The organism is Actinoplanes sp. NPDC051851 (assembly GCF_040681165.1).
In the GTDB taxonomy this organism is placed as follows: Bacteria; Actinomycetota; Actinomycetes; order Mycobacteriales; family Micromonosporaceae; genus Actinoplanes.
Genome location: NZ_JBFAYF010000043.1, coordinates 51917 through 65543, shown reverse-complemented (window position 1 = coordinate 65543; position 13627 = coordinate 51917). Strand labels below are relative to the sequence as shown.

General features: G+C 71.0%; 12 protein-coding genes. 9 read left to right on the top strand and 3 right to left on the bottom strand.

From position 1 onward, the window contains the following. Window positions 1-43: 43 nt before the first annotated feature. Entirely contained in the window at window positions 44-1084 is a 1041-nt protein-coding gene (locus tag AB0M08_RS32730; protein WP_364501734.1) for a hypothetical protein, read from the top strand. On the opposite strand, the gene AB0M08_RS32725 is transcribed toward AB0M08_RS32730, so the two are convergent. Together AB0M08_RS32725 and AB0M08_RS32720 are read right to left on the bottom strand one after the other, a co-directional pair. After that, window positions 1081-2130, bottom strand: a complete 1050-nt coding sequence (locus AB0M08_RS32725; protein WP_364501731.1) for a GDSL-type esterase/lipase family protein — start codon at window positions 2128-2130, stop codon at window positions 1081-1083. The two genes, AB0M08_RS32730 and AB0M08_RS32725, sit on opposite strands and share 4 nt — an antisense overlap. Next, window positions 2127-2966 carry a carbohydrate esterase gene (locus tag AB0M08_RS32720; RefSeq protein WP_364501728.1) on the bottom strand — a complete coding sequence of 280 codons (840 nt, stop codon included), beginning with the start codon at window positions 2964-2966 and terminating at the stop codon, window positions 2127-2129. The genes AB0M08_RS32725 and AB0M08_RS32720 overlap by 4 nt, the downstream gene beginning before the upstream one ends. A gap of 616 nt (window positions 2967-3582) precedes the next feature. Between AB0M08_RS32720 and AB0M08_RS32715 the strand changes: the two genes are divergently transcribed. The 3 genes from AB0M08_RS32715 to AB0M08_RS32705 all read left to right on the top strand — a co-directional run bounded on the left by AB0M08_RS32715 (window position 3583) and on the right by AB0M08_RS32705 (window position 7438). After that, on the top strand, window positions 3583-4695 hold the full coding sequence (locus tag AB0M08_RS32715) for a glycosyltransferase (protein WP_364501828.1): 1113 nt from the start codon (window positions 3583-3585) through the stop codon (window positions 4693-4695). Next, the gene (gene helR / locus AB0M08_RS32710; protein WP_364501725.1) at window positions 4692-6806 is read left to right on the top strand and encodes an RNA polymerase recycling motor ATPase HelR; all 2115 of its coding nucleotides are present in this window, start codon (window positions 4692-4694) and stop codon (window positions 6804-6806) included. Before AB0M08_RS32715 ends, helR begins: the two co-directional genes overlap by 4 nt. Before the next feature lie 188 nt (window positions 6807-6994). Continuing rightward, window positions 6995-7438 (top strand): MarR family transcriptional regulator, encoded by a 444-nt coding sequence (locus AB0M08_RS32705; RefSeq protein WP_364501826.1) that lies wholly within the window; start codon window positions 6995-6997, stop codon window positions 7436-7438. A 188-nt stretch (window positions 7439-7626) separates the two neighbouring features. Here the strand turns inward: AB0M08_RS32705 and AB0M08_RS32700 are convergent, their stop codons facing one another. Next, complete coding sequence (locus AB0M08_RS32700) at window positions 7627-7977, bottom strand: DUF952 domain-containing protein (protein ID WP_364501722.1); 351 nt, start codon at window positions 7975-7977, stop codon at window positions 7627-7629. Window positions 7978-8117: 140 nt separating this feature from the next. Here AB0M08_RS32700 and AB0M08_RS32695 point away from each other — a divergent pair, with 140 nt between their 5' ends. The 5 genes from AB0M08_RS32695 to AB0M08_RS32675 all read left to right on the top strand — a co-directional run bounded on the left by AB0M08_RS32695 (window position 8118) and on the right by AB0M08_RS32675 (window position 13565). Next, complete coding sequence (locus AB0M08_RS32695) at window positions 8118-9209, top strand: sensor histidine kinase (RefSeq protein WP_364501720.1); 1092 nt, start codon at window positions 8118-8120, stop codon at window positions 9207-9209. Further along, window positions 9206-9871: a response regulator transcription factor gene (locus tag AB0M08_RS32690; protein WP_364501717.1), complete on the top strand. Its 666-nt coding sequence runs from the start codon at window positions 9206-9208 to the stop codon at window positions 9869-9871. The genes AB0M08_RS32695 and AB0M08_RS32690 overlap by 4 nt, the downstream gene beginning before the upstream one ends. A gap of 197 nt (window positions 9872-10068) precedes the next feature. Then, a complete protein-coding gene (locus AB0M08_RS32685) occupies window positions 10069-11109 on the top strand; it encodes a hypothetical protein (protein WP_364501715.1) in 1041 nt (346 codons plus the stop codon). Window positions 11110-11208: 99 nt separating this feature from the next. Next, window positions 11209-12768, top strand: a complete 1560-nt coding sequence (locus AB0M08_RS32680) for a CoA transferase (RefSeq protein WP_364501712.1) — start codon at window positions 11209-11211, stop codon at window positions 12766-12768. An 80-nt stretch (window positions 12769-12848) separates the two neighbouring features. Continuing rightward, window positions 12849-13565, top strand: a complete 717-nt coding sequence (locus AB0M08_RS32675) for an ADP-ribosyltransferase (protein ID WP_364501709.1) — start codon at window positions 12849-12851, stop codon at window positions 13563-13565. The last annotated feature ends 62 nt before the right edge of the window (window positions 13566-13627 follow it).

Here is a 13627-nt window from a genome sequence, read left to right as displayed (position 1 = left end):
AGAAGAGCCGCCGTGCAGAAGAGCCGCCGTGTAGAAAATAGGTATGACCAGGCGTTTTCTCCGACCGGGGTACGCGGTTGCCGCCGGTGACCTGCTCTGGGTGGTCGACAGGCTCCAGCCCGTCGCGGCGTTGCTCGACGCGGCCACCGGCGTGGTCCGGCGACTCGTCTCCTGGCCGGATCTCCCGCCACCGCCGGTGGATGAGCAGTGGCGGGTGCTCGGCTGGGGCGCCGACCTGTGGGTGCAGCCGGGTAGGGGCGGTCCGGTCGCCCGGGTCACTCCGGACGGCGAGGTGTACGGCGGCTACAGCGCCGGACGCTGGCTGTATGCCGTCGAGGCCCGGGGCGCCTGGTGCAGCGACCCGCCGGATCAGGTTCTGCTGTCCGGTCCGGATGAGGAGCCGCCGGAGCTGGGTTCGCACCGGCTGTTCCTGGTCGCCCCGGACGGTGGGTCCCGGTACGTGGACGTCGACCGTCCGGTTCGGGACATCGTGGTCGGGGAGGACGCCGTCTACCTCGAGGTCGACGAGTTGCCGTACACGAAGCACCACATCGGTTGCGAAACCTTCGACGTGACCTGGCGCAGCGCCTGGCTGAAGGTGCCGCCGGGTCCGGTCCCCGAGGAGGAGCTGAGGCTGGCCGACCACGAGGTCGGCGATCCCCGGTGCCGGCCGATGGAGAAGAGGGAGATTCCGGAGGTCGGCGAGGTCGACATCACCGAGCACTGCTGGCCGCTGCCGGCGCGGCCGGTCGACGCGCGTTCGTTCGCCGACTACCAGCTGGCCTGCTTCACCGGTCTCGACCGTGCCTGGCAGGACGTGGAGACCGGCGCGCGGGGCCCGCTCGCGAACGGCACCAGCCGGTGGACGGCCTCGTTGTCCGGAGACTGGCCGGCCACCGAGCTGGTGCTCTCCTTCGATCACGACGACTATCCCGGGCTGCGTCTGCGCCGCCGGCTGTCGATCTTCGACGAGCTGGGACGGCCCTCGATCAGCGAGTTCGCCGACATCCACCTGATGGAGGACATCGATACCGATGCCCTCCCGCCCGCGGCCGGTGCCGTCGGCGGCGTCCTCGAGGTCTAGCCCAGCGCCGCCGCGACGATCGGCTGAAGGTAGCCGGCCAGGACCTGATGGCCGTAATCGTTCGGGTGGGTGCCGTCGTCGGTCATCGTGGAGCCGTTCCACCAGCCGGTCGTGTCGACGTACGTGACCTTCGTGTCACCCGCCGCCTTCCGGTTGGTGACGGCCTGCGCCGTCTCCGGCGCCCAGGAGCCCTTGAAGATCCGGAGCGCCAGGATCGCCGCCTGCGGATTCCTCTCCCGTACGATCTGGAGCAGGTGCTGATACGCGACCAGGAAGTCCGCGCTGGTCACCCCGTGTCCGACGTCGTTGGTGCCGATATTGATCACCACGACGTTCGGCTGGAAGAGGGCGAAGTTCCAGTCCGCCGAGCCGTCGTTGAAGCTCAGCTTCGTGTAGCGGTCCTCGAGCCCGTAACAGCGGATGCCCCGGGTGCTCTCCGCGGCGGTGAGTTCTCGCAGGCAGGCACCGCTGAGCGCGACCTGCGTGTGCGCCGTGCCCAGGTTCTCGCCGATGATCCACGGGTAAGAGCTGAGTGCCACATTGGTCGCCGTGTACCCCGCCGTGATCGAGTCGCCGACGAACTCCACGCCCTTCGCGGGCTGCGCCAGCCGGTAGGTCGACGCGCCGCTGTCCAGCACCAGCCCCTGGTAGACCGCGTCCCCGGTGTAGCTGCCGGCCACGATCCGATAGGAGACGAGCAGGCTGTGCTGCCCCGAGGCCAGCCTGGTGGGGGTCAGGCTGAGCGTTCCGCTTCCGCTCTTCTTGGTGTACGCGCCGCCGTCGATGCTGTACCAGAACTCGATCGTGTTGCGCTGCTTGAGCGACACGGTCGTCCCGGTGAACCCGACCCGCAGGTAGGCACCCGCCCACTGGGGCACGTAGGCGGCGGCGTTCGTGGTGTTCCACCGCCCGGCGAACTGGATGTTCGCGTCGGTCGGCGACCCGTCCCCGGTCGCTTGAACCGTGGCGACGGTGGCCGGAGTCGCCTGGGCCGCGGCCGGTTGGGGGAGTAGCAGCACGGCCAGCGCCACCAGGAGCGCCTTCACAGCAGTGCTCCGGCCAGCGCGATGTTCTGGGCCCGCAGCGCTCCGGCCACCAGCTGGGCGATCCGGATCGCCCCGTACTCCTCGAAGTGGGTGTGATCGTTGCAGAAGAACTGTCCGACCAGCCCGGAGGTGTAGTCGCCGTCGTTCGGGCAGAGCCCCAGCGAGTTGTAGTAGTTGACGCTGAGCGTCTGCAGGTCGATCAGCGGCGAACCGGTCGCGGTGCTCGACGCGGTGGTCTCGGTGACGAAGCCCCGGTTCTTCACCGCGGTGCTGCCCGAGCAGGTGATCGCGGCGACCGCGGTGAGCAGCACCGGGTGCGCGCCCTTGGCCTGCGCGGCCTGCGCCATCACGGTCATCAGCTGCTGGTAGCGGGCCGACCCGACGTGCCGCGGGCAGGTGGTCGAGCCGTCGTTGATGCCGAACTGGATGAACAGGTAGTCACCGGCCTTGATCCCGGCGAGCACCTTCTGCCAGTTCGCCGAGTACGTGGTCGAGGTCAGCACGCACTCGCCGTCCGACCCGATCGTCGAGGAGACGTTCCCCTCGTAGAGCCAGGTCTGGATGCTGCGCCCGGCGACCGCGAGGTTGTTCACCACGACGCTGCTGTCGAAGAGCGCGTCGAACTCGGCGCCCCAGCCGACCGGGCAGCTGGCGCTCGGGTTGGCCATCGTGGAGTCCCCGGCGAGCCAGACCGTGGTGGTCGCCGCCAGCGCCGGGGCGTCGGCGCTGTTCCCGGTCTTGCTCGCGCACGCCGCCGAGGCCGGGGAAGCCGCGGGAAGGACCGCCGAGAGGGAGAACAGGAGGACGGCGAGGATCAGTGACCGAACAGTACGCATGTGTTGCCTCCGCGAGAGGGGGATGGGAGGAAACGGCCGCCCGACATGGGGGATGAGCGGCGCGACGGATCAATAAAACGTTTCATCAATCCGTGTTACCGCGACATTAAGCATCGATGACTATCATGTCAAGCGTCCGTTTTTCAAGCGCAGTTTTTGCGTACGTCAACGGGTGTGATTGCGAAACGTTTCATTGTCTGTTCTCGCGGCCATGACGATCATCGTCGCCCGTACCGCCCTGATCGCCGTCGACCCGATGCCCCGCCTGGCGCGGCTCTGACCCGGCCCCCGGGCGGCCTCGTTCCACAAGCGACCACCGGTGCGCCGGCGGAGGGCGTCTCGAGAGAGGGAACGGGCATGGGCGAGGAGTTCTGGGACGAGGCCGACCCATCCTCGACCAGGGCGCGACGGCGACGGGCCAGCCGGAGGAGAGACCGTGATGGGGCGGACAAACCATCCCCTTCCACCTCCAAGCTATATCACGGAGGGGGGCTTGCGGCAAGGCCCGGGTGGTGCGGCAAAATCGGCGGCCTGAGCGGTTGACCTGCGAAGACGGGGGAATGGGAACGTGCGTGTGGTGCTCTCTTGCTATGACTCGCGTGGTGGCGTGGAACCGATGGTGGCGCTCGCGGTAAGGCTGCGGGAACAGGGCGCCGAGGTGCGCGTCTGCGCGCCGGACGACGACGAGTTCGGGAAGCGGCTGCACGGGGTGGGAGTCCCGTTCACGCCGATCGGGCAGTCGGTCCGGGCGCTGGTCACCGGAGAACGGCGGCCGACAGCGGCGGGTGTGCCGGAACGTGCGGCCGCGCTCATCGGCGAACAGTTCGCGAAGCTCCCGGACGTGGCCGCCGGCGCCGACGTGATCGTGGCGGCCGGGATCCTGCCGAGTGTGCTGGGAGTGCGTTCGGTGGCCGACGGGCTGGGGATCCCGTACGTCTACACCGCCTTTCAGCCGACCTCGCTCCCGTCACCGTTCCATCCGCCGATACCGCGCCCGGGACATCCGCTGCCGGAGGGCGTGACCGACAATGGGAAGCTGTGGGCGCTCGACGCGGAGAACGCGAACGCCCTGTTCCGGGACGCGCTGAACGCCCGGCGGGCGGCGGCCGGTCTCGCCGCCGTCGAGAACGTGCGGGACTACGGTTTCACCGACGGCCCGTGGCTCGCCTGCGACCCGCTGCTCGCGCCGTGGCCGGACTCGGGTGACCTGGACGTCGTGCAGACGGGCGCCTGGGTGACCCCGGACGACCGCCCGCTCCCCGCCGAGGTGGAGGAGTTCCTGGACGCCGGCGATCCGCCGGTGTACATCGGATTCGGAAGCACCACGCCGAAATTTCCTGACTTAAGTGCGAATTTCCGGTACGTCGTGGCGCGAGGCTGGGCCGCGCCGCGCCCGGAATCGCCACGCTGCCTCGTCGTCGATGAGGTCAACCACCAGGCGCTCTTCCCCCGGGTCTCCGCCGTCGTCCATCACGGCGGCGCCGGGACCACCACGGCCGCCGCCCTCGCCGGCGTCCCCCAGGTGATCCTCCCGCAGGGCGGCGACCAACCGTACTGGGGCTCCCGGGTGGAGGCCCTCGGCATCGGCGCCGTCGGCCCCCTCGACGACGCCCTCACCATCGCCCTCGCCCCCGAGACGTTCGCGCACGCCGCAGCCGTGGCCGCCGCGATGTATCCCGACGGCGCCCTCGCCGCCGCGCAGACGCTGATCGAGGAGTACCGCCCGTGACCGTCTTCGACCTGCCGCCGAACCTTGCGGCCAAGGCGGACCCGGCCCTGATCGCCGAGGACGAGAAGCACTTCGCCGCGATCGCCGGGAGCCTCGACCGCTCGATCGCCGAGCTCGAGGAGCGCCTCGACGCCGAGCGCAGAGCACCGGCGGGCAAGGGCAGGCAGGCCGTCGACCGGGACGACGCCGTCCGCCGGATGAGCGCCCGCCTGCGTACCCTGCGCCGCTTCAGCCTGGACCTCTGCCTCGGCCGGATGGTCGACGGGAGCGGCGAGACGGTCTACGTCGGGCGGCTCGGCCTGACCGACGGGGAGGGCGGGCGGCTGCTCGTCGACTGGCGGTCCCCGGTCTCCGAGCCGTTCTTCGGTGCCACCCACGGCAATCCGATGGGTCTGGTCAGCCGGCGCCGATACCGCTGGCTGGAGGGGCGGATCATCGACTACTGGGACGAGGTCTTCACCGCCGAGGGACTGGCGGGCAACGCCGCGCTCGACGACCAGTCGGCCTTCATCGCCAGCCTGGGCACCAGCCGTTCGCCGCGGATGCGGGACGTCCTCGGCACCATCCAGGCCGACCAGGACGCGATCGTCCGGGCCGGCTCGTCCGGGGCGCTCGTGGTCGACGGCGGGCCGGGCACCGGGAAGACCGTGGTGGCGCTGCACCGGACGGCGTACCTGCGCTACGCCGATCCGCGGCTCGGGCACGGGCGCGGCGGGGTGCTCTTCGTGGGGCCGCACGAGCCCTATCTGGCGTACGTCGCGGACGTGCTGCCCAATCTGGGTGAGGACGACGTGCAGACCTGTACGCTGCGGGACCTGGTCGCCGAGGGTACCGGTGCGGTGGCCGAGAACGATCCCGCCGTGGCCGCGCTGAAGTCGTCGGCGCGACTGGTGCACGCGATGGAGGCCGCGGTCCGCTTCTACCAGGAGCCGCCGTCGAAGGGGATCACCGTCGAGACCGAGGACGGGGATCTCCGGGTGACCGCGGCCGACTGGGCCGAGGCGTTCGAGGCGCCGGACCCCGGTACGCCGCACAACGACGCGCGCGACCGGGTCTGGGCCGAGCTGCTGGCGATCCTGGCCGCGAAGTCCGAGATCGGTGAGGCGGAGCTGGCCCGGAACCGGGAGCTGCGGCAGGCTTTCGGGCGCGCCTGGCCGATCCTCGAGGCGGCCGATCTGGTGGCCGATCTCTGGTCGGTGCCGGCCTATCTCCGGAAGTGCGCGCCGTGGCTGAGCGTCGCGGAGATCCGGATGTTGCAGCGCCCCGAGCCACGGGCGTGGACCGTTTCCGATCTGCCGCTGCTGGACGGCGTACGGCAAAGGCTCGGTGACCCTGAGACGTCGCGGGCGAGGCGGAAGCAGGAGGCGGCGATGGCCGCAGGCCGGGCCGATATGGACCGGGTCGTCGAGGATCTGATCGCGTCGAACGAGTACGACGACGGCGAGGGCCTGATGACCATGCTCCGGCAGCAGGATCTGCGCGAAGTGCTGGCCGAGGGGAGTCGCCTGCCGGTGTCCGATCCGGATCTGCTGGCCGGCCCGTTCGCGCACGTCGTGGTGGACGAGGCGCAGGAGCTGACGGACGCCGAGTGGCAGATGTTGCTGGCCCGGTGCCCGTCGCGGAGCTTCACCATCGTCGGCGACCGGGCGCAGGCGCGGCACGGCTTCACCGAGTCGTGGGAGGATCGTCTGCACCGGACCGGATTCGATCAGATCCGGATGGCCTCGCTCAGCATCAATTACCGTACGCCCGAAGAGGTCATGGCCGAGGCCGCCCCGATGATCCGCGCCGCGCTGCCGGACGCCAACGTGCCCACCTCGATCCGCAGCAGCGGCTTCCCGGTCCGGCACGGCACGGTCGGTGACCTGGAGTCGATCATCGACGAGTGGCTGAAAACGCACACTACAGGGCTGGCCTGCGTGATCGGTCACGGCGCCTTCCGGGAGCGGCCGAGGGTGCGCTCGCTGACCCCGGTGCTCGCCAAGGGCCTGGAGTTCGACCTCGTCATCGTGGTCGACCCGCAGGCGTTCGGCGGGGGTATCGAGGGCGCCGTCGACCGCTACGTGGCGATGACCCGGGCGACCCAGCAGCTGGTGATCTTAGGGGAGTAGGGAGTCGGCGACCCACGACGCGACCCCGGATGGGTAGGGGGTCCGCAGGGTGAGCACGAAGTCCCCGAATGCATGGGGGTGGTCTTGACGCCGAAGCTCGGTTCGGTCACGGGAACTCCACTACGTCAGCTTACTGATCGTCAGGTCACTGACGATGACAGTACGGGTAGTCTGACCCGGTGCCGACCATGGGAGCGTTCACGGAAACCGGCGATCATCTCGCCACACTGCGGCTCGCGGGCCTCCTCAAAGGCGCACAACGCCTGCTCGTCGACGCGTATGAACCCGCTCTGGCGCCGTTCAACGTCGACGGGCGCGAGCTGGCCGTGCTCACCCTGCTCACCGTGATCGGCGCCGTCTCGCAGCAGGAGATCAGCCGCCGCCTCGGCATCGACCGCACCACGATCGTCGCGCTCACCGACACGATGTCCGAAAAGGGTCTGCTCCTGCGCCTGCCCGACCCGCGCGACCGCCGGAAGAACCTGATCGAGCTCACTCCGGCGGGCCGCGATCTGCACGCCCGCGCGGCGCCCGCGATCGACGAGGTGGAGGCCGCCTTCCTGGCCCCGCTCGCCGCCGAGGACCGCGACAAGCTGCGGGAGTTGTTGCGCGCCGTCGTCGCCTCCCGCTGATGGCGTTCTTCCTTTCCGTACGCCGTTCAGAGCCCCCTGAGTGCCGTGTCAAGCGTGGTGACAACGCTGTCCGTCCCGCCGATCCACCACGACGAGATCGACCGTCCCGATGCGCACTTCCGAGTGAATGGATTTCCCGTCCGGCACCGGCGTCCGTGCGGCAGTGGTCTCCGGCACGTCGAAGACGTCTACTCGGGGAGGATCATGCGGCCCCCGCTGTCGCGCTCGACCGGGACGACCCTGATGACGGCGGTGGTGGGCAGTTCGCCGTAGAGGTGCGGGAACTCGTCGCCGCCCGGCTCCATGGCCTCGTATCTGACCGGTGCGGTGAGGCGTTCGCCGTCGATGACCAGGACGACCAGGGGCTCGTCCGCGTCGCGGTAGAGGAGTTCGGCGACGGTGCGGAGCTGGTGCGCAAGGGAGAAGTGAATGAAGCCCTGTTCCTCAAGGGACACGCCCTTGGTCGAGATGCGGTAGCCGCCCGTCGGGAGGGCGGACTCCCAGGTCGTGCGCTCGGTGACATGCAGAAACTCGGTCATGACGGCGAGGCTACCCGTCTCGTCCCATCGTTTTCCGGGCGTTTCTCGCGTACGCGTCGAGCGCGCCGGCCGAGGTAGCGTGTGCCGACATGGGGGATGGCTATTCACCGCGCCTTCCGCGGTGGCTGCGGTGTTCGCTGGTGGCCGGTTCCATCGCGTTCTCACTGGTGGCGGTGGGGCTGAGCGGGCCGGCGGCCGAGGGCTGGGCGGCCGCGATCGCTCTGACCGCGGTGCAGGCGGGTGCGCTCTGGTGGCTGGTGCGGTGGCCCACGGGGATGACCCTGGTCCTGCTCGGGGTGAGCGCGGGTCTGCACGGGGTGGTTCCGGGGTTCGGGCCGGGGATCGCGTTCGTGGTGTTGTGCACCTACGCGTGGCTGCGGCCCGCCGCGCAGGCACTGTGGATGCTGCCGCCGGCGGTGGTCGCGGTCTGCGGGCCGGCGGTGCTGCGCGGGCGCTGGGACCTGGCCGGGCTGTGGCTCGGTGGGGTCGTCCTCGCCTGGAGCTGGGGTGCGCTGGGACGGGCCGGTGGGGCACGGCGCGCGGCGCAGCGGCGGCAGGCCGTTCTGGAGGAGCGGGCACGGATCGCCCGGGAGTTGCACGACGTGCTCGCGCACACGGTGTCGCTGATGGTGGTGCAGGTGGCGGCCGCGGACGACGTCTTCGACTCGCACCCGGAGAAGGCCCGCGAGGCGGTGCGGCGGACCGAGCGGGCCGGGCGGGAGGCGCTGGCCGAACTGCGGGGATTCCTGCGGTCGGTGCGTGAGGACCCGGCCGGCGCGCCGTCGGGCGGGGCCGGGTCACCACAACCGACGCTGGCGGATATCGATCGGCTGGCGGAGACGATGGGGGAGGCCGGGCTGCGGGTGACGGTACGACGAGCGGGGGAGGCCGAGGTGCCGCTCGGGGTGCAGGTGAACGCGTACCGGATCGTGCAGGAGGCCCTGACGAACACCCTGCGGCACGCCCGCGCGTCGCAGGCCGAGGTGCAGCTGCGGGTGGACGAGGCGGAGGTCTCGGTACGGGTGGTCGACGACGGGGACGGGGCGACGGCCCGTAATCGGGCGGGACACGGGCTGATCGGGATGCGGGAGCGGGTGGACCTGCTCGGCGGTGAGCTGCGGGCCGCGCCGAGGGACGGCGGCGGCTTCGAGGTGGAGGCCCGTCTGCCGGTACGCCACGGCACGGTTCCCCGGCAGCCCGGCCGGGTGACACGGGACGGGGCTCCGGGGTGACGATCTCGGTGGTGATCGCGGATGACCAGGCGCTGGTACGGGCCGGGTTCCGGATGATCCTCGAAGCGCGCGAGGACCTGGCCGTGGTCGGGGAGGCCGGCGACGGGGATCAGGCGCTGCGGGTGGTGGCGCAGACCCGGCCGGACGTGGTGCTGATGGACGTGCGCATGCCCGGGACCGACGGGGTGACCGCGACGGCGCGCCTCACCGCCGCCGCCGACGTACCGAAAGTGATCATTCTGACCACCTACGACCTGGAGGAGACGCTCTACGCGGCGCTGCGGGCCGGAGCGAGCGGCTTCCTGCTCAAGGACGTGCGGCCGGGCGACCTCGTGGAGGCGATCCGGGTGGTTGCGCGCGGCGACGCGCTGATCGCCCCGTCGATGACGCGGCGGCTGCTGGACCGGTTCGTGGCGACCGACGTGGCGCCGGTTGTGCCGGGCGGTCGGCTGGACGAGCTCACCGAGCGGGAGCGGGAGGTGCTGGTGCTGCTGGCCCGCGGGTCGTCCAATGCGGAGATCGCGGCGCGGCTGGTGGTCACCGAGGCGACGGTGAAGACGCACGTGTCGGCGGTCCTGCGCAAGCTCGGCGTCCGGGACCGGGTCAAGGCGGTGGTTCTGGCGTACGACCTGGGACTGGTACGCCCGCGCCCCGCCCCGTGACCGGAGTCGCGGCGCTCTCCCGTCGGAGCCGCTTCGCCCCTCGTCCCGGGCCGTGGCTCTCATCCCGGGCCGGGGGTTTTCATCCCTGGGTCGAGGGCTTTCATCCCTGGGTCGGGGGCCTCTCATCCTGAAGTCGCAGAGCGAAGCCCGTCCATGGTCTGATGACCGCGGGCAGCGGTTTTCCTAGCGTTGAGCACATGACGACGAACAAGCGAGCGGCCTGGTCACTGGTGGTGCTGGCGCCATTGGCCGCCGAGGTCAGCATCGGTAATCTGCCGCTGGATCAGCTCTGGATCGTGCTGTTCTTCGTGCCGATCTACGGTGCGGGGGCACTGTTCATCCGGGAGCTGGTCCGGCGGACCGGCGGTGGGTATCCGCACCTGCTGATCATGGGAGTGGGCTACGGGCTGATCGAGGAGGGGCTGGCCCTACAGAGCCTGACCAGCCCGCATCTGTACGGTGCGGCGGAGTGGGCGCCGCGACTCCTCGGCGTCAATACGGCGTACACGGAACTGAATTTGATCTATCACGCGGTGTTCAGTGTCGCGGTGCCGGTGGCGCTGGTCGAGGTCGTCCACGGCACCCGGCCGTTCCTGCGACGGGGCGGGCTGATCACCTCGGGGGTCGTCGCGGTGCTGGGCGCGCTGCTCGTGCGGGTGAGCGTGCCCCCGGTGGCGGACCCGGGCTATGTGATGCCGCGAAGCGCGGTGATCATCGTGGCCCTGGTGGCGACGGCCGTCTTCGCCGTCGGGCTTCGGGGGCGGTTCCCCACGCCACGCCTCGTCGACCCGCCGCGCCCGTTGCCGGCGGCGGGGATCACCGCGGTCGCGGCGCTGGGGTTCCTGGGGATGATCTGGCCGTTCGGTGGGGCGGAGCAGCCGCTCTTCACCCACGGGGCGTGGGCGCTGCTGCCGATGGCGGGGGCGGCCCTGATCGTCGCGGCGACGGTGTGGACACTGGGGCGCTGGCGATGGACGCGCCGGCACCTGGTCGCGGCCTGTACCGGGGCGCTCGTCGGGCACACACTCTTCGGCCTGGCGGAGAACGCGTCGACGGTGCCCGAGAGGGCGTTCCTGCTGGCGGTGCTCCTGGTCACGGTCGCCGGGGGTGCGCTGCTGGGTTCCGGGCGCGGGCCGCTCGATGCGCCGGTCCCGGCCGTGCCGAGCCCCGCGCCCCCGGGGCACCGGCGAGATCTGACCGGTTCTCCGCTTCGGCCCGATCCACGCCACGAGTCGTGATCGGCGTGCGGGCCGACAGAGCCCCGCTGTCTCGGGTCGGCCCGCCTACGCTGGGACGATGCCTCATGCTCGTGGTCTACATCCGCAAAAGGTGGCAGCGTGAACTCGTCGTTTGAGCCCGGGACGCCGCTCTCGTCGGTGTCGGCCTCGTCAGTGCCGGTGCCGGTGCCGGTGCCGTTGGTGTCGGCCTCGTCAGTGCCGGTGTCGGTGCCGTTGGTGTCGGCCTCGTCCGTGGCGGTCTCCTCGTCGGCGGCGCGGCTGCCCTATCCGCTCGCCGTCGCGGACTGTGCGGTGGACTCGGTCGCGGCGTGCCTCGGTGCGGCGGGGGACCTCGCCGAAGCGCGCACCGGACGGCGGCCGGTGATCGAACTGGGCGACGAGCACGTGGCGGCGGCGGTGCGCAGTGAGGTGTGGCTGCGGGACGCGGGCGGCCGCGGGATCGGCGGGTTCGCGCCGCTGTCCCGGCTCTGGGAGGCCGCGGACGGGTGGGTGCGCACCCATGCGAACTATCCCTGGCACCGGGAAGCCCTGCTCGCGGCGCTCGGGGTGACCGGCGACCCGGACGCGGTGGCCGCCGCGATCCGTTCCCGGGAAGCGGCCGAGGTGGAACGGGTCGTCTACGAGCACGGCGGCCTGGCGGTCGCGGCACGGACGGCCGCGCAGTGGTCGGCCGGGCAAGGAACGGCGGGGCAACGGGCGGCCGGGCAGGGGACGGCGGGGCAACGGGCGGCCGGGCAGGGGACGGCGGGGCAACGGGCGGCCGAGCCGGGGACAACCGAGCGGCGGACGGTGTCTGCGGGGCCTGACCTGCGGGAGGTGCCGCTGATCGGTATCGAGCGGATCGGGACGGGCGAGCCGTTGCCGCCGGCCGGAGTGCTGCCCGCTTCGGGGCTGCGGGTACTGGATCTGACCCGGGTGATCGCGGGGCCGGTGGGTACCCGGATGCTCGGGGCGCTCGGCGCTGACGTGCTGCGGGTGGATGATCCGAATCGGCCGGAGCTTCCGCTGCACGCCGTCGACGGGATCATCGGGAAGGCGAGCTGTCTGCTGGACGGGGTCGCCGAGCGGGCGGTGCTGGACGGACTGGTGGCGGCGGCCGACGTGGTGGTGACCGGGTACCGGCCGGGGGCGATGCGGCGGCTCGGGCTCGATCCCGCGACGATCGCCGAGCGGCATCCGGGGACGATCGTCGCGACGCTCTCCGCCTGGGGCGCCGAGGAGACCCGGGATGTGGCGGGGGCCGCCGCGGTCTGGGGTTCGCGTCGGGGGTTCGACAGCCTCGTGCAGGTCGCGTGCGGGATCGGCATGGCGACCAGTGTGGACGGGGAACGTCCCGGGGCGTTGCCCTGCCAGCTGCTCGATCACGCGAGCGGCTACCTGCTGGCCGCCGGGGTGCTGACCGCGCTGGCGAACCGGGAGCGGAACGGCGAGGTCGGGCACGTGTCGGTGTCGTTGGCGCGTACCGGGAAATGGGTCTTGGAAAGGGAGGGCGGGTCGGCGTTCGAGGAGCGGGCCGCCGACGACCATCGGGTCGACCTCGGTGGCGGATGGAGCGGGATCAGCCCGCCGGGACGACTGGACGCGCGGGCGCTGGAGTGGCCGCACCTGCCACCCGCCTACGGACGCTCGGAGGCTGCCTATAACAGCAGCTCACGGTAGCCGTGCGGCGGTCTGGGGAACACGCGGCGATGGTGTGATGATCCACTGAGGTCCCCGGGGTCGAGGCCATCGTGTTGATCATGACTGCTTCCCGGCGTTTTCTCGTCACCGTTCTCTGCCTCGTGGCTGTCCTGGTCACTCCCGCGAGCGCACCGGCGGCCTCCGCGGCCGCTCCGGCAACCGTGCGCGCCGCTTCCGCGAGCGCGCGGGCCGCTTCCGGCGTCGATTCCGTGAGCGTGCGCGCAGCTTCTGGCGTCGCTTCCGTGAGCGTGCGGGCCGCCTCCGTGAGCGTGTTCTCTGCTCTCGTGGGTGCTTCGTGTCCCGTCGTCGAGGACAGGGTCGTGGCGGCGATCGACCACAGTGTCCAGATTGACAAGATCACTCCGGCGCCGGTGTGGCGGAACGGGTGCGGGACGCTGTACCGCAGCGACAGCCGTGGGCCGGCGATCATCTTCGCGCAGGGCTTCGCGGCCAAGGACATCGCGACCGGACAGTACGACGTCAAGGCGTACGTGCTGCAGAACCAGCCCTCGCCGTACGTCTCCACCACCTACGACCACGACCTGTACAAGTCCTGGTACAAGTCCGGCTTCAACTACTACATCGACGCGCCCGGCGGTGTGGACGTGAACAAGACGATCGGCAGTGACCACAAGTACGCGGATCAGCTGGAGGTGGCGTTCCCGGGCGGCATCCGTGCCGAGTACGTGATCGGTGTCTGCCCGGTGAACAAGACCACCAAGACCGAGATCATGAGCGACTGCGAGAGCAACCCGGCCTACAAGCCCTGGCACTGACCCCTGCCCTCGCCGAGCCTCCAGGCCGGCGTGCCCACCGTAGCGCCCACCACTCAACGCCG